General features: G+C 47.9%; 19 protein-coding genes. 5 read left to right on the top strand and 14 right to left on the bottom strand.

All coding sequences use genetic code 11. The features are described from left to right. Window positions 1–3 precede the first annotated feature (3 nt). The 8 genes from KNO75_RS06350 to KNO75_RS06385 all read right to left on the bottom strand — a co-directional run bounded on the left by KNO75_RS06350 (window position 4) and on the right by KNO75_RS06385 (window position 5,957). Complete coding sequence (locus KNO75_RS06350) at window positions 4–996, bottom strand: Gfo/Idh/MocA family protein (RefSeq protein ID WP_214820494.1); 993 nt, start codon at window positions 994–996, stop codon at window positions 4–6. A gap of 101 nt (window positions 997–1,097) precedes the next feature. Continuing rightward, entirely contained in the window at window positions 1,098–1,490 is a 393-nt protein-coding gene (gene yugI, locus KNO75_RS06355) for a S1 domain-containing post-transcriptional regulator GSP13 (RefSeq protein ID WP_074033496.1), read from the bottom strand. Window positions 1,491–1,687: 197 nt separating this feature from the next. After that, the gene (locus KNO75_RS06360) at window positions 1,688–2,932 is read right to left on the bottom strand and encodes a lysine N(6)-hydroxylase/L-ornithine N(5)-oxygenase family protein (protein ID WP_214820496.1); all 1,245 of its coding nucleotides are present in this window, start codon (window positions 2,930–2,932) and stop codon (window positions 1,688–1,690) included. 58 nt (window positions 2,933–2,990) lie between these two features. Next, window positions 2,991–4,175, bottom strand: a complete 1,185-nt coding sequence (locus KNO75_RS06365) for an aminotransferase (protein ID WP_214782077.1) — start codon at window positions 4,173–4,175, stop codon at window positions 2,991–2,993. Then, on the bottom strand, window positions 4,172–4,666 hold the full coding sequence (locus KNO75_RS06370) for an Lrp/AsnC family transcriptional regulator (RefSeq protein ID WP_074033499.1): 495 nt from the start codon (window positions 4,664–4,666) through the stop codon (window positions 4,172–4,174). Before KNO75_RS06370 ends, KNO75_RS06365 begins: the two co-directional genes overlap by 4 nt. A 2-nt stretch (window positions 4,667–4,668) precedes the next feature. Then, window positions 4,669–5,469 carry a glycosyltransferase family 2 protein gene (locus KNO75_RS06375; protein ID WP_214820498.1) on the bottom strand — a complete coding sequence of 267 codons (801 nt, stop codon included), beginning with the start codon at window positions 5,467–5,469 and terminating at the stop codon, window positions 4,669–4,671. Then, window positions 5,466–5,714: a NifU N-terminal domain-containing protein gene (locus KNO75_RS06380; RefSeq protein WP_012726804.1), complete on the bottom strand. Its 249-nt coding sequence runs from the start codon at window positions 5,712–5,714 to the stop codon at window positions 5,466–5,468. Before KNO75_RS06380 ends, KNO75_RS06375 begins: the two co-directional genes overlap by 4 nt. A 12-nt stretch (window positions 5,715–5,726) precedes the next feature. Beyond that, window positions 5,727–5,957, bottom strand: coding sequence for a DUF1871 family protein (locus KNO75_RS06385; protein WP_214820500.1), 231 nt, complete (start codon window positions 5,955–5,957; stop codon window positions 5,727–5,729). Between the two features lie 546 nt (window positions 5,958–6,503). Here KNO75_RS06385 and KNO75_RS06390 point away from each other — a divergent pair. From KNO75_RS06390 to KNO75_RS06400, 3 genes are read left to right on the top strand one after another with little or no spacing between them, the layout of a single operon-like run. After that, entirely contained in the window at window positions 6,504–8,744 is a 2,241-nt protein-coding gene (locus KNO75_RS06390; RefSeq protein ID WP_214821708.1) for a ribonucleoside-diphosphate reductase subunit alpha, read from the top strand. Between the two features lie 48 nt (window positions 8,745–8,792). Next, complete coding sequence (locus tag KNO75_RS06395; RefSeq protein WP_214693399.1) at window positions 8,793–9,299, top strand: flavodoxin domain-containing protein; 507 nt, start codon at window positions 8,793–8,795, stop codon at window positions 9,297–9,299. After that, window positions 9,256–10,296, top strand: a complete 1,041-nt coding sequence (locus tag KNO75_RS06400; RefSeq protein ID WP_214820503.1) for a ribonucleotide-diphosphate reductase subunit beta — start codon at window positions 9,256–9,258, stop codon at window positions 10,294–10,296. The genes KNO75_RS06395 and KNO75_RS06400 overlap by 44 nt, the downstream gene beginning before the upstream one ends. A gap of 87 nt (window positions 10,297–10,383) precedes the next feature. On the opposite strand, the gene KNO75_RS06405 is transcribed toward KNO75_RS06400, so the two are convergent. After that, complete coding sequence (locus KNO75_RS06405; protein WP_214820505.1) at window positions 10,384–12,297, bottom strand: N-acetylmuramoyl-L-alanine amidase family protein; 1,914 nt, start codon at window positions 12,295–12,297, stop codon at window positions 10,384–10,386. Window positions 12,298–12,423: 126 nt separating this feature from the next. Continuing rightward, window positions 12,424–13,206 carry a MazG nucleotide pyrophosphohydrolase domain-containing protein gene (locus tag KNO75_RS06410; RefSeq protein WP_251126058.1) on the bottom strand — a complete coding sequence of 261 codons (783 nt, stop codon included), beginning with the start codon at window positions 13,204–13,206 and terminating at the stop codon, window positions 12,424–12,426. 85 nt (window positions 13,207–13,291) lie between these two features. Between KNO75_RS06410 and ytvI the strand changes: the two genes are divergently transcribed. Further along, window positions 13,292–14,425, top strand: a complete 1,134-nt coding sequence (ytvI, locus tag KNO75_RS06415; RefSeq protein ID WP_214693404.1) for a sporulation integral membrane protein YtvI — start codon at window positions 13,292–13,294, stop codon at window positions 14,423–14,425. Window positions 14,426–14,435: 10 nt separating this feature from the next. Here the strand turns inward: ytvI and KNO75_RS06420 are convergent, their stop codons facing one another. Together KNO75_RS06420 and KNO75_RS06425 are read right to left on the bottom strand one after the other, a co-directional pair. Continuing rightward, a complete protein-coding gene (locus KNO75_RS06420; RefSeq protein ID WP_214820509.1) occupies window positions 14,436–15,095 on the bottom strand; it encodes a DUF429 domain-containing protein in 660 nt (219 codons plus the stop codon). A gap of 132 nt (window positions 15,096–15,227) precedes the next feature. Beyond that, on the bottom strand, window positions 15,228–16,670 hold the full coding sequence (locus tag KNO75_RS06425; protein WP_214820511.1) for a leucyl aminopeptidase: 1,443 nt from the start codon (window positions 16,668–16,670) through the stop codon (window positions 15,228–15,230). A gap of 325 nt (window positions 16,671–16,995) precedes the next feature. Here KNO75_RS06425 and ptsP point away from each other — a divergent pair, with 325 nt between their 5' ends. Continuing rightward, the gene (gene ptsP / locus KNO75_RS06430) at window positions 16,996–18,714 is read left to right on the top strand and encodes a phosphoenolpyruvate--protein phosphotransferase (RefSeq protein WP_074033510.1); all 1,719 of its coding nucleotides are present in this window, start codon (window positions 16,996–16,998) and stop codon (window positions 18,712–18,714) included. Window positions 18,715–18,764: 50 nt separating this feature from the next. Here the strand turns inward: ptsP and KNO75_RS06435 are convergent, their stop codons facing one another. Continuing rightward, window positions 18,765–19,598, bottom strand: a complete 834-nt coding sequence (locus KNO75_RS06435) for an aldo/keto reductase (RefSeq protein WP_214820513.1) — start codon at window positions 19,596–19,598, stop codon at window positions 18,765–18,767. Window positions 19,599–19,725: 127 nt separating this feature from the next. Further along, window positions 19,726–21,765, bottom strand: coding sequence for a glucose-specific PTS transporter subunit IIBC (ptsG, locus tag KNO75_RS06440; protein WP_214820515.1), 2,040 nt, complete (start codon window positions 21,763–21,765; stop codon window positions 19,726–19,728). Between the last annotated feature and the right edge of the window lie 99 nt (window positions 21,766–21,864).

Genomic DNA, 21,864 nt, shown 5'->3' on the forward strand with positions numbered 1-21,864 from the left:
TGCTTATGCGTAAATGCGATCGATGATGCGATGGAGTATGACGGCTTCCTCTGCTTGCCGATAGTTCGGTTCCTTTCGGCACGCTTCGAGAAACAGCTGAATTTGACGTTCATACGGATCATGCTCCGTCAAATAGGCAGGTCGTTCGTCAAACAACGCCCCATATTTTTCAGTATGGAGCGTGAGCGGGAATAGACTTGCCCCGGCATTCGTACCTCGGCACTCGACACGCATCGTATCTTCTGCTTCGACATTGGCCATGTAACTGACGTCGAGCAATAAAGAAGCACCCGTATCGAAGGTGATCATCGCTCTCGCCGTGTCTTCGACAGACAGCGATTCATGGTCCCATTTGCCCATCAAGCCCACACCCGGACGGTTCCCTAAATATTGCCCGACATGACCGACAACCTCTTTCGGTTCCGGATAACCCATCAAGTGAAGCGCGAGATCTAACATATGGACGCCGATATCGAGTAGTGCCCCTCCGCCTTGTAGTTCCTTGTTCGTAAACACGCCCCATCCAGGAATGCCGCGTCGGCGAAGGGCAAGTGCCGTTGCCGCATAGATGTCCCCCATCTCTCCTGCGTCAATCATCCGTTTTAGGAGAACCGTGTCGGCACGATGCCGATAATGAAACCCATAATGGAGCGTCTTTCCCGCTCGTTTCGCTGCTTCTAACATCTCCACCGCTTCATCTTCCGATATGCCCGGAGGCTTCTCACAAAGCACATGGCATCCCGCTTCTAGTGCAAGAAGCACTTGCTCTTTATGTAAGGCGTTCGGCGTACAGATGCTGACCGCATCGAGCTGTTCGTGCGTGAGCATCTCTTCGACCGTTTCATAGACGTTCGAAATGTTAAACTGTCGTGCGACACGTTCACCGTTCGCCCGTGTCCGATTCATGACCGCTACCACATCCACCCCTGCTTTTACATAATTCGGAATGTGAGCACTCGTCGCAATCCCGCCCGTTCCAATGATGCCAATCTTCATCTAATCTCCCCCTATTCGAATTACAGTTTCGTCATAAGCCCCATCGATTCCTGTAAAACACAAAAAAGGTGACCCGTTTAGAACGGGTCACCTTGGAACACTTACTTCTTGAAGTTTGTGTTTTTGATCCAGTCTTCAAGTTTGTCTTTGAGGACTGTGAATCCTGGAGCTTCTTCTTGCTTGAAGTTTGAAGATGCTTCGTTGCGGCGTGGCGCACGACGAGCTGGCTTCGCAGACTTCTCGCGTTTTGGAGCTTCTTGAGTCGCTTTCATTGAAAGCTTGATCTTTTTAGAAGCTTCGTCCACTTCAAGGATTTTCACTTCAACTTCTTGACCAACTTGAACGTAATCGTTTACGTCTTTTACGTAGTCGTGTGAGATTTCTGAAATGTGTACAAGACCTTGAGTCTCGTCATCGAGTGCTACGAAAGCACCGAAAGGTTGAATTCCTGTTACTTTACCTGTTAATACTTGATCTTTTTCGTATTTTGCCATTACAAACAACTCCTATGCTAAATTCATCAACTTACTATAACATACTTTTTTCGATAAAGTGTACAAATTAGTAAAAAAGATTATTTTTGACGTGTTGTTATGTTTTAAAGTCGAAGCGCGGGGTAAATACAAATCAAGCAAGACTTCAAGTATTCCCCCCTGATTCCGCTAGGCGACTCGCCTAGCCCTTTTTTTGTTCAAAACGTCGTGAACGGCTTTTGATGGCGAATCGGATAGACCGTTTCTCCAACCATTTCGTTCAACATCACCGCATTTCGATAGACAGCCATTCCTAGATTCGTCGCGGCGGGGCCATGGGAATGTTCCAAGTTCGTATGTGTGAACAACTTCCCACCTAACGACTCGCTCATCACCACTTCATATGTGTCATGCACTGCCCATTCTCCCTCTTCTTCCCATACTACCGGAAGCTTATCTACCCAAGATGGGATTACCGGGCGATACCCTGTCGCCACAACGACGAGGTCGTACTCTTTCTCAATCACTTCTCCTGTATAGCGCTGCGTCCCCTTCAAACGATGCGTCAACCAATCATAGGAAATGGATTCCACCTCGACTTGCGTCAGCATCTCTGCTCGCTTCGGCTCACCTTCTGCAGTCCGGTGATAGAGCGCCTCATAAATCGCCGTCATCGTCTCAGGGTTGACGCCATGGCGGAAACGTTCAAATGACTGAAGCAATTTCTGACGTGCTTCGTAAGACAAACCGTGAAAATATTCGATGTAGTCCACACTAAAAATCTCGTCCCCAATCTTTCCTGCTTCAAGTGACTCGAAATGATCGGAACGTGTAATCCAGTCGACACGTTGTTCATCCGTCGCTTCACGAAACAGATCAAGAAACACTTCTGCCGCACTCTGTCCACTGCCGACAACCGCGACGCGATAACGATCTCGAAGGACGTCCCTATAGGTCAAATACTCGCTCGTATGGATCACTTGTTCAAAACCTTCCGGCACAAACGGTTCTGCCCCAGTTCCAAGAACAACATGTGTAGCTTGAACTTGAGTCGTTTCACCGTTTGATTCGACCGTCACGAGAAAACCATTTTCCTCGACCGACACATCCGTCACCTCATGATTGAAGTGGACGGTCGACAGCTGTTCGGTGACCCAACGCAAATATCGATTGTATTCCGTCCGAGGTATCTTATCTTGTTCTTGCGTGATGAACGTCTGGAGACGCCCCGTCCCACTCAAGTAGTTCAAGAAACTCGATGGATTGGTCGGGTCTGCGAGCGTGACGAGATCTTGTAAGTAATGTGTCTGCATCGTCATCCCTTCGATAAGCATCCCTTCATGCCACATCATTTCCTTCCGCTTTTCAAAGCAAATCCCGCGCAATGATGTCTTTTCCGCGAGAGCCATTAATCCAAGATTATAAGGACCACATCCGATTGCAACAAAGTCAACTTGTTTCATTTTCTTCACCTCGCCCGTCTTTTCCCTCTCATTATATCGCTAAAACGGCAAAAGACCCTCACGAATGAGAGTCCTTGACCGCTGTGACTTCGAATTGCTGCATGAATCGATGGATGCGTCGAATCGCTTCTTGTAACTGTTCGAGCGACGTCGCATAGCTCGCCCGAACGAACCCTTCCCCACTCTCACCGAAGGCGTTCCCTGGGACGACGGCGACCCGTTCTTCAAGCAAGAGACGTTCCGCAAATTCTTCACTCGTCAACCCCGTGTGTCGAATCGACGGGAAGGCATAGAAAGCTCCACCCGGCACGTGTGTCGGGAGACCTGCCTCGTTCAGCGCCTGAATGAAATAGTTCCGACGTTGACGATAGCTCTTCACCATGTTCGGTACGTGTTGATGACGTGAACGAAGTGCCTCGAGTCCGCCGAATTGAACGAGCGTCGGGGCACACATCATGCCATATTGATGCACCTTCAACATTTCCCGCGTCACGACTTCAGGGGCACAAGTGAAACCGAGGCGCCATCCCGTCATCGCGAACGCTTTTGAGAAACCATTGATGACGATTGTCCGGTCCCGCATATCGTGAAGTGTCGCGAAACTCGTGAACGGCTCGTCATAGCAAAGTTCTGCATAAATCTCGTCACTGACAACCCAAAGGTCATACTTGGTCGCGAGTTCCGCGATTTGCGCGAGCTCGTCGGCGTTCATCGTCGCTCCCGTCGGGTTGGACGGGAAGCAGAGGAGAATCGCCTTCGTCCGCTCGGTAATGACGCGCTCGACATCATCACGGTCGAGGCGAAAACCCTTTTCAGGACGACAGGCGACAGGAACAACTTTCCCACCCGCCATCTCGATGAGCGGTCCGTAAGATACGAAGGCAGGTTCGACGACGATGACTTCATCTCCTGGGTTCAGGAGGGCACGGAATGCGATATCGAGCGCCTGTGAGGCACCTGTCGTCACAATTAATTCCGATGCCGGATCGTATTTGACTGAAAATCGTTCTTTCATATAAGTAGCAATCTCTTCTCGTAGTTCGATGAGCCCTGCATTGGCACTATACGCCGTATACCCTTGTTCGAGTGCGACATAGCTCGCTTCTCGTACGTTCCAAGGCGTGATGAAGTCCGGTTCCCCCACCCCGAGAGAGACCACGTTTTCCATCGTTTGCGCCAAATCAAAGAAACGGCGGATGCCTGATGGCTTCATGGAGACGACTTGATTTGATAATGACTTCATGGCGTGATGTTCAACCGCTTGTCTTCAGTTTGTGGGGTGAACAAAATCCCGTCGTGTTTGTACGTCTTCAATTTGAAGTGTGTCGTCGTCGATAAGACCGAGTCAAGTGGTGACAACTTGTCAGAGACGAACGAAGCCACGTCTTGGAGCGAGCTCGCTTGAATGACGACTTGGAGATCGTAAGCACCTGACATCAGATAAAGGGCCGTCACTTCCGGGAAGCGATAAATACGCTCGGCCACATCATCAAATCCACGTCCTCGTTTCGGCGCAACTTTGACATCGATAAACGCCGTGACATCATGCCGGTTGATTTTTTGCCAATTGACCATCGCCCGAAAACCAAGCAAAATGCCGTCTTGTTTGAACTTCTCGAGCATCGACTCAATCGTTTCTTCATCAAGCGCCAACAAATCAGCCAACATCTTCGTCTCCAAATAGCCCTTTTCTTCTAACAACTCTAATAGTTCAAGTTCTTTTGATGAATACATACTTATTCTCCTTCCGTCCGACCAGGTAACACGCCTGTGAACGTTCTCTCTGTCTGCCTCACATATGGACGTCGTTCCTCTTGGACCATATGGAAATTCTTCATCCCCATGTCTGTCAGCCCATGCTTCTGACAAAAGCGGTCAAAGTAACGACGTCTCGTTTCGTCTTGTTTCGCTGATAAGTTGTCTGTCCCATTGAATGCGTAGAGAACCGTTGCTCGAGCGGGATGGGACACGGTGAACGTCTCCATGACCCTCAAGAAAAAATCCCAGTCCCAATAATTATAGACATCTTCATCGAAGAGACCGATTGTGTCATGGATTGATTTGCGATACATCGTACCGGACGGGATGAACGTCGAGTCCTTTCGCATCCGCTCACGGTCGAAGTCATATGCGAACGGTTCCCAGTCCGTCACTACTCGACGACCGCCTTCCCATGTAAAACGGAATAGCTCGGCATCCGTATAGACGAAGTCCGCTTCTTGAAGATCGTGCAAACCGTCCTCGATGTGAGTCGGCATGAGCAAATCATCATCGTCTAACAGTAAGATGACGTTCCCTTTCGCTTCGAGTACGCCACGATTCCGCGCACGGACGTGATGATTCTCCCCGACTTCAATGACACGCACATCCAATTGATTCAAAAAAGGCGCCAAAATATGCTGTTTTGGCGGCCCTTCATTATTCATGACCAAGACTTCGAACTGCTGAAACGTTTGGACCGTTAAGCTTTCAAGCAGCTCCGTCAATTCCATCTCGCGCTTATAGGCTGGAATGACAATCGAGACAACCGGGTTCATCCGCGATATGCCGTCTCAACGTGTGGAAGGATTGCTTCCCAACTCACGCCATTCTCTTTTGAAACGGTTACAAAGTCGCCGTATGCGAATACACTCTCGACACCTTCAATCTCGACAAGTTTCGCAAGGAGCGGCTGATCTGTCGCTTCTCCTGCTTTCACACTTTGGCTTTTTGCGCCGAATACGTTCTCTGGAAGTGTGACTTTCATTGCATTCGGGTTTGGTGTTGGATCAATTCGTAACATTATTCTTCCTCCTTATAGTTGGCAAGATGACGACGCGAATAATTGCTGCGCCATCTTCATGATTTCTTGTTCAGGTGGACACTCATCGAACGCCTCAAGAAGCGTGCGGCGAATCACCTCGGTCAATTGTTCTGGGGATTCGACATAGGTCAATGCCATCATCACCTCATCGAACTCCGGTCCGTATGAACCTGTTCCATAACCGAGCGGGTCCCATGTTAATAATAAGTCTTCTGTACGCACTTGTTAAACCCTTCTTTTCGTTGAAATCCATGTCCTACCTCATCAATCTACCTTACTTTTTGTTCGGATACCAGCCTTGACAAACGGATTCATTCGTCACGATTTGACGAAACACTATATCTAGTGTCGACCGATTCATGCAGGTATTCTGATGATCGACGTCAAATACAATACATTCGTGCCTATATAGAGGTTCAAACACCCCTTCTTCGAAGATGAAATCGAATTCATTTTTCTGTGAAGAACTATGCAATTAGAATTCATAAAAATTTTTCATCTCATTTCTCTGTCTCAAATTGGGTCATGAAGCCCTTTTCGAACAAAAGCAAAACACCGCCCTGCACATTCAAGAATGTCAAGGATTGAAAAACTAAATATAGGTGTTTTATGATTAAAAAGATAAAAATGTGTCAATATATAGTTAACAGCTATTTTGGTCGTTGACACATTATTGTGACAGGTTAGGAAGTTCTTATTATACTTTCATAACGTCTATATCTATTAAAGGAGTGATCGATTTTGACATCCCCTATCCACCACGAGACGATGCTACCAGCAGCACCAACGCTTGCTGATGTTTCTTCTCTTATTCAATCTATCCAAACACGGTATCCTCATTTAAGTGTACAGCGTTACGAGGAACGCGCGATTCGGGCGCTCGATACGAAGACGCTGACACAAGATGTAGTATATGACTTATTGACGATGCATGCGCTCGATATGTTGAAAGCCGAAGAACCGGACTGGACGTTCGTGGCGACTGAAATGTATTTGAACCGTCTCTATCTAGAAGCGGCACGCAATCGCGGCTATGATGCGTCGATGCGCTACGGCAACTTCCATCACTTGATCGAGACGTTGACATCAAAACGCATCTTCACTTCAGCACTAATTGATACGTACTCAAAAGAAGATATGGACCACCTCGAGACCTTGATTGACCCGTCTCGCGACCGTCTCTTCACTTACATCGGACTTCGCACGTTATCGGACCGTTACCTCGGCCGCGACCATGTGAAGAACTTATACGAGCTTCCACAAGAGCGCTTCATGGTCATCGCGATGACCCTCATGCAAAAAGAGGATGAAAAAACACGCCTCAAACTCGTCGAAGAAGCGTACTGGGCGCTCTCAAACCTTTATATGACCGTCGCAACACCGACGTTATCGAACGCTGGTAAGTCATATGGTCAGCTCAGCTCTTGTTTCATCGATACAGTCGACGATTCGCTTCGCGGCATCTACGATTCCAACACCGACGTGGCAACACTTTCAAAAGGTGGCGGCGGAATCGGCGTCTACCTCGGTAAAATCCGCTCACGCGGAAGTGACATCAAAGGATTCAAAGGCGTCTCGAGTGGTGCCCTTCCTTGGATGAAACAATTGAACAATACGGCCGTTTCTGTCGACCAACTCGGCATGCGCCAAGGTTCGATTGCCGTATATCTAGACATCTGGCATAAAGACATCTTCGAATTCTTAGATGCAAAGTTGAACAACGGGGATGAGCGTCTTCGGACGCACGACTTGTTCACAGGAGTCTGTTTACCGGACCTCTTCATGCGTACGGTCGAGGCACGCGGTGAGTGGCATTTGTTCGACCCGCATGAGATTCGCACGGTGATGGGATATAGCCTTGAGGACTACTTCGACGAAACGGAAAACGGCGGTAGCTTCACAGAGAAATACATGGAGTGCGTCAACACACCAGAATTGTCTCGCGTGACCGTACCTGCCATCGATCTCGTGAAACGTTACATGCGCTCACAGCTTGAGACAGGTACGCCGTACATGTTCTTCCGTGACGCCGTGAACCGGGCAAACCCAAACAAACACGCCGGTATGATCTATAGCTCGAACCTCTGTTCAGAGATCGCACAAAACATGTCGGCAACGACGATTGAAGAAGAGTACACACAAGACGGAAAAATCGTCATCACGAAAACACCAGGTGATTTCGTCGTCTGTAACTTGAGCTCAATCGCACTCGCCCGTGCGGTGAAAGCAGACGTCCTCGAACGCCTCATCCCGGTTCAAATGCGTATGCTCGACAACGTCATCGACTTGAACACCATTGAAGTGCCACAGGCGATGATTACGAACCAGAAGTATCGTGCGGTCGGTCTCGGCACATTCGGATGGCATCATTTACTCGCCCTCGAAGGAATCCGCTGGGAATCGGTCGACGCCGTTCAATACGCAGAGAAACTTTATGAGAAGATTGCTTACCTCACGATTCAAGCTTCGATGGAACTCGCGAAGGAGAAAGGCGCGTTCGGCGTCTTCGAAGGATCGGAATGGCATACAGGGGAATACTTCAAGCGCCGGAACTATCGCTCGCACGATGATTTGGATTGGGATGGTCTCGCAGAAGCCGTTCACCAAAACGGTGTCCGTAACGCCTATATGATGGCTGTTGCACCGAACTCGTCGACTGCTATCATCGCGGGTAGTACCGCTTCGATTGACCCGGTCTATAAGAAAGTCTACTCAGAAGAGAAGAAGAACTATAAGATTCCAGTCACGGTGCCAGATTTGACACCTGAGACGAACTGGTTCTACAAATCAGCTTTCGAAGTCGATCAACTATGGAGCATCCGCCAGAACGCATCGCGTCAACGTCACATCGACCAAGCAATCAGCTTCAACTTGTACGTGAAGAACGATGTGAAAGCGACAGAGCTTCTCGCGATGCACTTAGAAGCTTGGTCTCTCGGTATGAAATCGATTTATTACACACGTTCAACGACCGTTGAAGTAGATGAATGTGAGTCTTGTGCCTCATAACTGATTAACTAACGAATTCGTCCGTTTTTATGAAAGGTGGTTAACGACATGAACATTGCAATCATTTGTCATTCGATGAGCGGAAACACGGAAGAAGTGGCGACGCTCATCGAGTCGACCCACCATCATCGTGGTGACCACGTTGTCCGCTACGACGCAGATCGGGTCGGATACCGGGAAGCCCAGTCTCTTGCGTCATGTGACCTCGTCTATTTCGGATCATATACGTGGGCAGATGGCATCTTGCCGGATGAAATGAAGGACACGTTCCGTCTCGTGCTGAAAGAATTGAATGTACCGATTCGTCAGGCAGCCGTATTCGGAACAGGTGATAAAATGTTTGTTCACTTCTGTCGAGCGGTCGATGAGATGGCGTACCACCTTTCAAAATACGGAATCCCACTCGCCGGTGAACTGCTCAAAATTGAGCAGTCGCCTCGCAACCAACCGTTCAACGTCCAGCACTGGGCAGAACGGATGGCTCAGAATGTAGAAGAAGGAGTCATGCACCATGTCGATTCAGAAAATCAAATTATTGTCGCCCAAACATCCTAACCGGGCAACCGCCATCATCGGTGGCGAAACAAGCTCAATCGTGAACTGGAACGATATCGCATATCCTCAGTTTTATACGATTTACAAACAATTGCTTTCAAACTTTTGGATCCCAGATGAGATCTCGATGTCGAAAGACATGCAACAATGGCCGCAGTTAACGGAACGTGAACAAGATGCGTTCAAACGGATCATCGGGCTGTTATCGATTCTCGACTCTGTCCAGACACGATATATCCTCGAGTCGTCGATGTTCTCATCAGATTCATCCGTACACGCCGTACTTGCCGTCATCGCGCAACAGGAAGTCGTACACAATCAATCGTATAGTTACGTTTTATCAAGCCTTGTCCCACTCGCTGAACAAAATCGCATTTTTGATATTGCGAAAGATGACGAGATGGTCATGAAACGTAACCAATTCATCTTGGACTTATATGAAGAGTTCCGCTACACGCCAAACGCAGAGAATTTCGCAAAATCACTTGTGGCCTCGGTTATTTTGGAAGGCATCAACTTCTATTCTGGCTTCGCCTACTTCTATAACTTGGCCCGTCATCAAAAGATGGTCGGGACGTCAACGATGATCAGTTATATCCAGCGTGACGAGATGCAACATTCTTACTTCATCAGCCAGTTGCTCCGTGCCGTCTTGACTGAAAATCCAAAGATTGATGCGGATGGACAGTTCAGCCAATTCGTATACGATACGATGGCAGAGGCCGTCGACCTTGAGATTGAGTGGTGTGAATACGTCCTTCGCGACCTCGATGGACTAGACGTCAGTGAGATGCGTGACTACGTCAAATACTTGGCAAACAAACGCTTACGTGTAATCGGTCTGAACGACTTATACGAAGGATATGACGAAGATGTCATGCCTTGGATCCGTGCATACTCAGACGACTCGCTCAACGCAACAAAATCTGATTTCTTTGAACAAAAATCGCGTTCGTATGCGAAAGTGACAGACGCCAACGGTTTCGACGATTTGTAAGATACGCGATCAACCGAACCTTTACATGGTTCGGTTTTTTTGTTGCATCAAAAAAACCTTAGACACGTTCGTCTAAGGTTTTTCGAATTAATGATAAGTTTGTACGTATTTAGCGATTCCTTCCGCAACACCCTCTGCCATACGTTGGCGGGATGCGTCACTGCGAAGATACGTCAAATCCGTTGGAGAAGAAATGAATCCGAGCTCTACGAGAGCTGATGGCATCGTATTATACGTAATGACGTAATAGTTTGCCGTCTTAACGCCTCGGTTTGACATCCCACTCATCTTTCCGACTAGGTTGCTTTGAATGTTCGAGGCCAACACGCTGCTACGTGCACTGTGGGCCGAACGTGTCGAATAGAATGTTTCCAATCCTTTTGCCGCTGACGAACCTGCTGCGTTGACGTGCATACTCACAAATAAGTCACCACGCAACGACTTCGCTGCAGCGACACGTTGATCAAGTGTCAAGTAAACGTCTGTCGAACGTGTCAGACGAACTGTATAGCCGTATTTCGAACGAAGATAGGCTTCCACACGTTGTGATACATCTAATACAATCGTCTTTTCATAAAGGGAACCGTTCAATGCCCCTGGGTCTTTCCCACCATGTCCAGGATCAAGAACGATGACAGCTCCAGAAGATTCACTCGGTTTCGACGACGAGACGAATCCTGAGGAAACGTAAGCATCTTTTCCGTTGTACTTAATCTTGTGGAAACCATTTACCGTTGCATAGTAGGCAACAGCCGTGCCGTGATCGAGTTTCCCTACTACGCTTGAGTTAAGGCTCGCTTGAGAACGAACATTCAGCACATCACCTGGTGTGTTGATATATACCGTTCCTTTTGGTGCCGCTTCAGGCGCAGCCGGAGCTTTTCCAGCCGTCAACCATGAACTTGCCGTGTAGTAGACTTTCGACCCGATGTGAACTGTCGACCAGCTTGCATTATACGATTTGTATGATACAGCTGTGTATTTCGGAAGCACAAGTTGCACTGGCGAACTTTGATGCGTTCTTCCGAACAAGTTGACGTTTCGGTTGGCATACCCCTGAGTCAATCCGTCGTTTGGTTCCGTTGTTGTAGGTGGTTGTGTTTCCGTTTTAGAAGTTGAGATCCAAGCTGTCGGTGTATAGTATGTCGCATTCCCGATATATACGGTCGACCAACTTGAATTGTACTTACTTGAAACGACTGCAGTATTGATTGGCAATACTTTCGCTACGCTAGAACTTTGGCTTCTCATCACGAAAAGTTTTAACTCTCGGTTTGCGTATCCATTCTCTTTGACAATCTGTGGTTTGAGCGATCCAGGCGTAATCCACGCTGTCGGCGTATAGTATGTCGCGTTTCCGATATACACGGTCGACCAGCTCGAGTTGTATTTGCTCGAAGTGACGACTGTATGTTTCGGTAACACCTTCTGCACAGCCGAACTTTGACTCCGCATCGCAAACAATTTCATTTCACGGTTTGCGTAACCTTCCGTTCGGTTCACTGTTGCATCTGTCAGTTTTGGTGCAATGTACATCTTCGCAGCATAGTATGTCTTTCCGTTCAAATAGACTTTCGCCCATGAAGAGTTATGAACGGCATACTTGACTTCTGTCCCTTTTTTTAACGTCGTGACAATGCTGGCTGCACGATGTGATGTGACACGGATGTTTAAGTTTTCGGTTGTCACACCTGTTGAAGTTGCTGACTGAGTCGTCAACGAACTCGAAGGAGAAGAAAGTTTGCGGATGTATTGAGCCGATGCATAATATGTACGACTATCGACATACACTTTATGCCAGGACTGATTATAAGTCCCGTATTTCACTTTCGTGCCTTTCGGCAATGTCTTGACGACTGTCCCGCTCAAACTTGGTGTTGAACGAATATTCAAATTCACAGTCGTCTCCCCATCGTAAGTTGCGGCTTCAACTGAAGGAAGTTGCATTCCAAATAAGAGAACCGTTAAGATGAGTGCGATTTTTACAAGCTTCATTTTCATCCAAAATATTCCTTTCTTCTAGCGGCATTTCCTACTAACAACAATTTCATATTAGCATAATGCTTTTTTAAAAAAAGTAAATATTTGAAAAAAAGATGAATGTTTTTGATAAAAAGGTAAATGTTTTTATTGATGGGGTTTGATGACTAAGAATTGATGATTTTCGTAAGTTTCTTCTACAATATGAAAGGTTTCAGGAATCCGATATTCATAACCATCTTCATATAAAAGACCATCTTTTGATTGTTGAATCACAAATCCATCAAGTCCCTCAATATGAGCAATTTTCAAAAAACGTTCGACGTGTTTCTCTCTCTCCATATATCGGTCAAACCGCTCAAAAGGTTTAGGGTCAATCCCACCCCAATAGCGTCCAGACTGATACGTGACGTAGGTTCTGACGGAAGTTTCCGTAATCGGATCCGGTGTATGATCGAAACGCCCAAAGTCACGGGTCGATTTTTCATCAATTAATGCATACAATGAGTCAAACAATTCATAGTTGCACTGTTCCCCTAAAGAAATCACAGCACGTTGCAGTTGCTCGATATGAAGCTGTAACGACTCTCCTTGGCGATTTGGCTTCAGCTTTTTATCTCCTTCGTAAGCATTCAATATCCTCGCCACTTCTCCGGCCTCTTCTACGATTTGAAAATATAACTGTTCTTTCGTCACTTCTCTTACATCCGCTTCTTGTTGTTGAAGTGAGATGGCATACTGGTTCGCGAGACACGTGGAAATGACGAGCACATCGAGCAGTTCTTCTTTTAGCTCCTCCGCTGATTCTCTCCGCATCGCCCCTCCCACTTCTCCTACTTCTTCTAATAATCGTGCCAGCCCCGATAACGGTCTCCAATAACCTCCCAAATGAAGAATCATCGTATCAATTTTTTGTTGAATCTCTCTCATGTTCATTCACCTATCTTTCTGCTTTATTTACCGTCTACATGATATACTATGCTCAATCTAACTGTCCGGAAAGGGTGGGTTTTTCATGTCTTCGGTAAGACTTTGGCAACTGCTTCGGTTCGTACTTGTCGTAATCGGCTTATTTTTGATTACATGGGTACTGAACATCCTCTTCGAATATACGTATCCTTTCGTGTTTGCCCTACTCTTATCACTCTTGACCGTTCCACTCGTCAATTTTTTCGAACGAAAAACCAACATGCCGCGTGCACTCGGGACACTGATCTCGTTGTTGATCGTCCTCAGTATCGTCGTCGGCATCATCACCATCGTCATCATCCAATTGATTCATTATGCGACAATCGCAGCGGAGCGACTTCCTGAACAAATCCAAACGTTCACTGAATATGTCCAGCGCTTGTTCAACGAAAAGATTGCACCACTCGTCAACGATGCGTACGAGAGCTATCAACAATTGAATCCTGGACAGACGACTTCATTAGAAGGCGGGATCACAGAGCTCGGTGTCCAACTCGCGGCCGCAATCGGTGTTTTATCCCGTGGTGTGGCAAGTGTCCTACAAGGCATGTTGGCAGCACTCCCACTCGTCCTGCTGCTTGTCGTCGTCATTGTGCTCGCCTGGTTCTTTATTACAAAAGACTGGCCCTCATACGTGACGTCTCTAAATCGCCTGAATAAACGCAAAGGTTTTAAAGAGTTCGAGGAAGTGATGATCAACCTGAAGTCCGCTTTATTCGGTTACGTTCGAGCACAACTGACGCTCATTTCCATCACCTTCGGAATCGTACTGGTCGGTATGTTCATTCTCCGAGTCGACAATCCGCTCTCATTCGCTTTACTCGCAGGGTTCTTCGACCTTTTACCTTATTTAGGTGTCGGTACACTACTCATTCCGTGGGCCGCCTATGCCGCAGTATCGGGCGATTGGTTCGTCGCCATCGGATTGATTGTGCTATATATCATCGTCATCGTTCAACGAAACCTGGCCGAACCGAAGATTGTCGGTTCCCACATCGGGTTGAATCCGCTTGCCGCACTCATCTCGATTTTCGTCGGTCTAAAACTATTCGGTGTATTCGGCTTCATCTTAGGTCCCGTACTCGCCGTTCTATTGAAGGCTTTATACAACGCCAAAGTCTTTCATTATATGTGGCGGTTCGTCGTCGGTCCGACCGCCACGACAGCAAAAGAGCGATGAAATCAACATTTCATCGCTCTTCTTTCATTTGAGGTACAGCTACTTTCGGCTCATTTGCTTCAGCCGGGTGTAACGAAAGACCACTCGTCCCCGCTTCATAGGCGGCTACTGCCAAGATGCAAGCATCGATAATGTCATCGATTTGGACGTTTGACATTTTCCATTTCCACGGAGTGCTTTTCGAGTATTTTCGAAGTAACTCGATTCGCTCATCCTGCCCTTCGACTGTCTTTTTCGAATGACTTGCCTCATGCCCCATCATGACCGAGAAGCATACTTCTGGGTGAGATTCATAAACGTCTTCCGCTAACACCTGCTGGAACTCACGGATACGCGGAACCAAATGCCAAGCCTGTTTGCTAATCCCTTTATCGATCAACAATCGACTTCGTTTGTTCGCTTCCTCGTATGTCTCTTCATGAAGCACTTCTTGAATCGGCGGGGTGAAGACGGACGATTTCCGCTCGACGAGTTGGCTCCGCATCCACGCGTCACATGCTCGACTCGGATGGTCGACCGTCCCTAAATCTTTCGGCATATCCACGAAATGCATCGCACCGTCAATGAGCAACTCCTCTAGCGTTTCTGAAATCGTCAAACATAAGGAAATGCTATCGTATGTGATGCGCACCCAGCCTCCGCGTGCGCCGTCAATTCCTACTCCTACCATGTCGTACCTCCTGTAACATCATCAACACGCCGAACACGGCGAAAAATACTGTACATCCTAACCAGATCCGGTTCGGCCAAACCGTGTACGCAAAGCCACACAGAATCGCCAAACCGATCAAGAGGAGCGCTCTTAGCGCTCCCACGTTTCAATCATCCGTGCAAGCGTTCGGACCATGACACCAGTCGGGCCTTTCGGGCCGAGGTCGTTCGCTGCAGCACGTTCGCTCGTTCCTGCGATATCGAGGTGAAGCCACGGTGTATCGCCGACAAACTCGCCGACAAACGCTCCACCGAAAATCATGTGACCGAAGCGACCAGGTGAGTTGTTCAAGTCGGCTACTTCTGATTTTCTCACTTTGTCGATGAACACATCAAAGTATGGCATTTGCCAAACGAGCTCATTCGTCTCGCGACTCGCTTCTTCGAGTGAGCGATAGAGGGTATCATCGTTCGTCAGACAGCCCGTCACGTCTGTACCGAGTGCGACGAGTACACCGCCTGTTAGCGTAGCTACGTCGATGATTGCTTTTGGCTCATACGTTCTCGCGAACGTGACAGCATCCGCTAGGACGAGGCGCCCTTCCGCATCTGTGTTGAGTACTTCGATCGTCTTGCCGTTCATCGCCGTGATGACATCATCCGGCTTGAAGGCATCGCCTGAAATCATGTTGTCTGTCGCACCAATGATTCCGATGACGTTTTTATTCGGACGTGTGCGTCCGAGTGTCTCGAATAGTCCAAGGACAGTAGCCGCACCACCCATATCGCCTTTCATTCCGACGATGCCGTCTTTCGGCTTGATTGAATAGCCACCTGTATCGAACGTGACGCCTTTTCCGACAACCGCAATCGGAGCTTCTTCCTCTGCACCACGATATTCCAACACGATCAATTTCGGCGGGATCGTCGAGCCTTGGTTTACGGCGAGGAGTGCACCCATTCCGAGCCCTTCCATTTCTTCTTTTTCTAACACTCGGTATTTGAAATCATGGCGTTTCGCTAATTCTACCGCATAATCCGCCAACGTCTCTGCTGTCAAAATATTAGCCGGCATCATCGTCAACGTTCGGGCGACATTGACCCCTTTCCCATAAGCAACACCTGCATCGATATCTTCTTGTGACACATCCCCAAGAAGTGTGATGTTTGGCTCTTCGACCGTTTGTTTCGGCTCTGACTTGTATGTAGGATGAGCATACGTCGCCATTTCAAATGCTTCTGCGAAGATGCGAGCCGCGTCGTTTGTGAACGTGTCGAGTGCGACTGCGACGTCCTTTAGTCCACGCGCATGGACGAGCTTCGCCACTTTCCCGAACCAGTTCCGTACATTCTCTGTCGTGATGTCGTTTCGTTGTCCAAGTCCGACAAACAAGACGCGTGCCGTTTCCCCAGCAAACGTCGGCAATAACGTCACTTCTCCTGTTTTCGTCGAAAGGTCTCCTGATTGAATAAGTGCTTTCACTCGTCCACCGAATAATGCGTCGAGCCCTTCATCGATTGAATCAGCCGCACCGATTCCAACGATCATCGTGTCATATGAATCTGTCCAATTTAATTGAGCAATTTGATACATCTTGCCACTTCCCTTCTTTATATATGGTAAGCATAGCGAACTTCTCCAAAATAATGAAATAGTATGCGTAAGAGTCAAGAAATCTTCGAATTCAGGGGCTATCTCCTCGTTGTGACGTTGTTTTATTTTATGATAGGATAAGAAAGTACGCAATCGGGCTTCTCTTCATCGTGAAGTGAGGCCAATTTGACTGGTCGAGGCTTCCCCTAGTCGTAGACCGTTGCTACTTTAACTTTCTTCGTTCTCGTTAATTCTTTTTTCTTTTCGGGTATGAAGTAACGAGGCAGGAAAGTACACTATTTCTTTGAAAAGAGGGACTACGCTTATGTCACACATTAAAGGTATTGGTGCATCTGCAGGAATTGCAGTTGCAAAAGCATTCGTCATGGAGACACCTTCATTTGATATCCCAACACACAAGATTGAAGATGTCGCTGCAGAAAAGGCACGTTTCCAAGATGCAATCGCACAATCTAAAACAGAGCTTGAAGAAATCCGCGAGCACACGCTTCGTGAACTTGGTCCAGACAAAGCCGAGATTTTCTCAGCTCACCTTTTAATCGTTGAGGATCCAGAAATCGTTTCGCAAGTGAACGATAAAATTGAAAGCGAAAACATGAACGCGGCGAAAGCACTTGACGAAGTCGCACAGACGATGATCATGATTTTTGAATCGATGGACAACGAGTACATGCGCGAACGTGCAGCTGACGTTCGTGACGTGACAAAACGTGTTTTGGCACACATTCTTGGGGTGACATTCGTGACACCTGCATCGATCTCAGAAGAAGTGATCATCATCGCTGAAGACTTGACGCCTTCAGACACGGCACAACTCAACCGTAAATACGTCAAAGGGTTCGCGACAAACATCGGTGGACGTACGTCTCACTCTGCCATCATGTCACGTTCACTCGAAATTCCAGCGGTCGTTGGTACGAAAGTGGCCCTTGAAGAAATCAAAAACGGTGACCTCGTCATTATCGACGGTACGGAAGGTGACGTGTTCGTCAACCCTTCTGAAGACCTCGTCAAAGAGTACGAAGGCAAACGTGCTGATTTCGAAGCTTACAAAGAAGAGTTGAAGCAACTCGTCAACGAAGAGTCTGTCACTGCTGACGGTCATAAAGTGAAGCTTGCAGCAAACATCGGAACGCCAAACGACTTAGAAGGCGTCTTGAAAAACGGTTCAGATGCAATCGGTCTTTATCGTACAGAGTTCTTGTACATGGACTCTGAAACATTCCCGACAGAAGAAGAGCAGTACACGGCATACAAAACGGTTCTTGAAGGTATGGAAGGCAAGCAAGTTGTCATCCGTACACTCGATATCGGTGGCGACAAAGAATTGTCTTACCTCGACCTCCCGAAAGAGATGAACCCGTTCCTCGGCTATCGTGCGATTCGCCTTTGCCTCGAAGAAACAGATTTGTTCCGCACACAACTTCGTGCCCTTCTCCGCGCATCAGCTCACGGTAACCTCGCGATCATGTTCCCAATGATTGCGACACTTGAGGAGTTCCGCGCAGCGAAAGCTATTCTCCTTGAAGAAGAAGCGAAGTTGAAAGAAGAAGGAATCGAAGTCGGTCAATACGAAACAGGGATGATGGTTGAAATTCCATCAACGGCTGTCATGGCGAAACAATTCGCAAAAGAAGTCGACTTCTTCTCAGTCGGTACAAACGACTTGATTCAATATACGATGGCGGCTGACCGCATGAACGAAAAAGTATCTTACTTGTACCAACCGTTCAACCCTGCCATCTTGAACCTTCTCCACAACGTCATCACAGAAGCACACAAAGCTGGCAAATGGGTCGGTATGTGTGGAGAGATGGCTGGAGAAGAACTCGCGATTCCAATCCTTCTCGGTCTTGGACTCGATGAATTCTCGATGTCAGCTTCAAGCGTCCTTCGTGCACGTAGCCTCGTGAAACGCTTGACGAAGACAGAAACAGAATCGATCGTCAACGAAGTCCTCAACATGGACACAGCTGAAGAAGTCGTGAACTTCCTTAGCGAAAAGTTTGACATCAAAAAATAACGTCAAAAGTCCTTCTCTCGAGCGAGAGAAGGACTTTTTTACATACCTATTTAGAAATCAAAGTCGTCCGGGTCTGGACCGACACGTTTATGCTGGTCGAGTGCATCAATTCGTTCCATTTGTTCTTTGCTCAACTCAAAATCATGCAGACTGAAGTTTTCTTCGATGCGATGCGATTTGACCGATTTCGGAATGATGACCCATCCTGTCTGAAGATGCCAGCGCAACACCACTTGAGCGACAGAACGCTCCACTTCTTTCGCGATTGTAACTAACGTCGGCTCTTCGAACAATCCACCTTGCATGAGCGGTGCCCAAGCGACCGGTACGATGCCATGCTCGGTCATATACGATGATAATTCGGTTTGACGAAGCAACGGATGCCGCTCGACTTGGTTCACGGCTGGAACGAGTTCACTGTTTGCAGCCAATGTCTCAAGGTGATGAATCTGGAAGTTACTCACTCCGACCGCTCCGACACGTCCGTCTCGGTACAATTGTTCAAGGGCGCGCCAAGAGTCAACGATTTTGTCTTCCACCGGCCAATGGATCAAATACAAATCTAATTGTTCTAAGCCGAGGCGTTCGAGTGAAGCTTCATACGCAGCGATAGCAGCATCATATCCTTGATCGGCGTTCCAAAGTTTCGATGTGATGAATAAATCATCCCGGGAAATATTCGCCATCTCCATCCCTTTTCGAATCCCGATTCCTACACCTTCCTCGTTCTCATAGACGGCTGCCGTGTCGATGTGGCGGTATCCTTGACGAATCGCTTCCACGACGGCATCGATGACCGTATCCCCGTCCTCTACTTTGAAGACACCAAGTCCAATCGCAGGAATAGCTTTTTGTCCGTGATTCAACTCTATAGATTGTTTCATTTGTACCCCTTCTTTCGTGAGAATTCTTCTTCACTATAAAAGGGATTCCTACTTTTCGGAATAAGGCACATTGAAGTAACTATACAAAAAGAGCCGCTCCATTACTGGAGCGGCGTGTGAAACTTGGTTACTCTGGACCTCTGTCATCGGCTCTAAAGTCGAGCGCTTCACCTGCGACGACCGTCTCACCGAACGGTACGACGACGACTTTTCCGTCTCCGTTCGTCCAAATGATCGGTGTGATGAGTGAAGGTACTTTATCTCGAATCGCATTGAGATCGACTTCGAGAAGTACGTCTCCCGCTTCGACTCGAGCACCTTCTTCTACTTTCGCAGTAAATCCTTCCCCTTTCAAATTGACCGTATCGAGACCGACATGAATCAGTAGTTCACGTCCATCGTCAGCCAAGATACCGATCGCATGTTTCGTTGGGAAGAATGTCGTGATTTGACCCGTCACCGGCGAAACGACCTGACCTGAGCTTGGTTCAATCGCAAATCCTTCTCCCATCATCCGACCAGAGAAGACTTGATCTGGTACATCATCAAGTGACAACAATACACCTGACATCGGAGCGAGGAAGCGATGATCAGCTTGTTCAGCCGCTTCCGGTGTAATCACCGCTTTTTCAACTTTTTCTTTCGGTTTATACTCGCCACCTTCGATGATGGTCGCGATTTGTGATTTGAGCGTATCCGACTTCGGTCCAAAGATGGCCTGAATGTTATCCCCTACTTCAAGGACACCGGCAGCACCAAGTGTTTTCAGGAGGTCTTTGTCGACTTGTTTGACGTCATTGACCGTAACACGAAGTCGAGTGATACAAGCATCCAAATGTTTAATGTTTTCAGGACCACCGAGTCCGACGAGCACTTCATACGGCAAGTCGTCCCCAATACCTGCTTTGTCCCCTTTCGCGGCGGTCTGAACGTCACGTCCAGGGATTTTCAGGTCGAATTTCGTAATAGCAAAGCGGAATCCGAAGTAATAGATAACCGCAAAGACGAGTCCGACCGGAATGACGAGCCACCAGGCTGTTCGGTTCGGCAAGACGCCGAAGAGAAGGTAGTCAATAAGACCTCCAGAGAATGTCATCCCGATCTTGACGTTCAGGAGATGCATCGTCATAAAGGAGAGACCCGCAAAGACGGCGTGAATTCCGAAGAGAAGTGGTGCGACGAAGACGAATGAGAACTCGACTGGTTCTGTGATCCCTGTCAAGAATGACGTGAGGGCAGCTGAGAAATAGAGACCTTCGACGTCTTTCCGACGTTCTTTCGGAACCGTGTGGAACATGGCGAGACAGGCAGCGGGTAACCCGAACATCATGAACGGGAATTTCCCGGTCATGTACGTACCGGCTGTGAACTCGACGCCGTCACGTAGTTGCGCGAAGAAAATCCGTTGGTCCCCTTGTACGAGATCACCGGCTTGGTTCGTATATTCCCCGAATTGGAACCAGAACGGAGAATACCAAATATGGTGAAGACCGAACGGAATCAAGGAACGTTCTACCAATCCAAAGATGAATGCTGATAAGGCAACGTTTGCCTCGATGACCGTACTTGAGAACGTATTGATCGCATTCCCGATCGGTGGCCATATATACGCGAGCGCAATCCCGATAATCAAACTGAATGCGGCCGTCGCAATCGGGACGAACCGCTTCCCGGCAAAGAATCCTAAGAAATCTGGCAACTTGATGTTGAAATACTTGTTGTACGCATAAGCTGCAACAAGACCTGCGATAATACCCCCGAATACCCCCATTTGGAGCGTCGGGATACCGAGAACAGACGCATACTGCGGATCGCCTTGAACGATTTCCGCGGTAATCCCGTTCCACGTGCTAATAACTTTGTTCATGATCAAATAACCGACAATGGCTGCCAGACCAGCAACCCCATCCCCGTTCGCCAGGCCAATCGCGACCCCGACGGCAAACAGTAACCCTAAGTTTGCGAAGACGATGTCCCCGGCATCTGTCATGACTTGCCAAATCAGGACAAGTGAGTCATTTGCCAGAAACGGGAGCAATTCAACGAGGTCCGGGTTTTGGAATGCGGTACCAAACGCCAAGAGAAGACCGGCTGCCGGTAAAATCGCAACCGGAAGCATGAGTGCTTTCCCGACCCGTTGTAAAACGCCAAACACTTTCTTCCACATCATGGTTCCCTCCTTTGTCAGAATACTTACTTTTTCCCTCTAACGTTTGGATGAAACCGTTTCATATAAAAGAAAAAGACCAACCCCGAAGGATTGGTC

Source organism: Exiguobacterium sp. s35 (assembly GCF_018617535.1).
Lineage (GTDB): Bacteria > Bacillota > Bacilli > Exiguobacteriales > Exiguobacteriaceae > Exiguobacterium > Exiguobacterium aestuarii.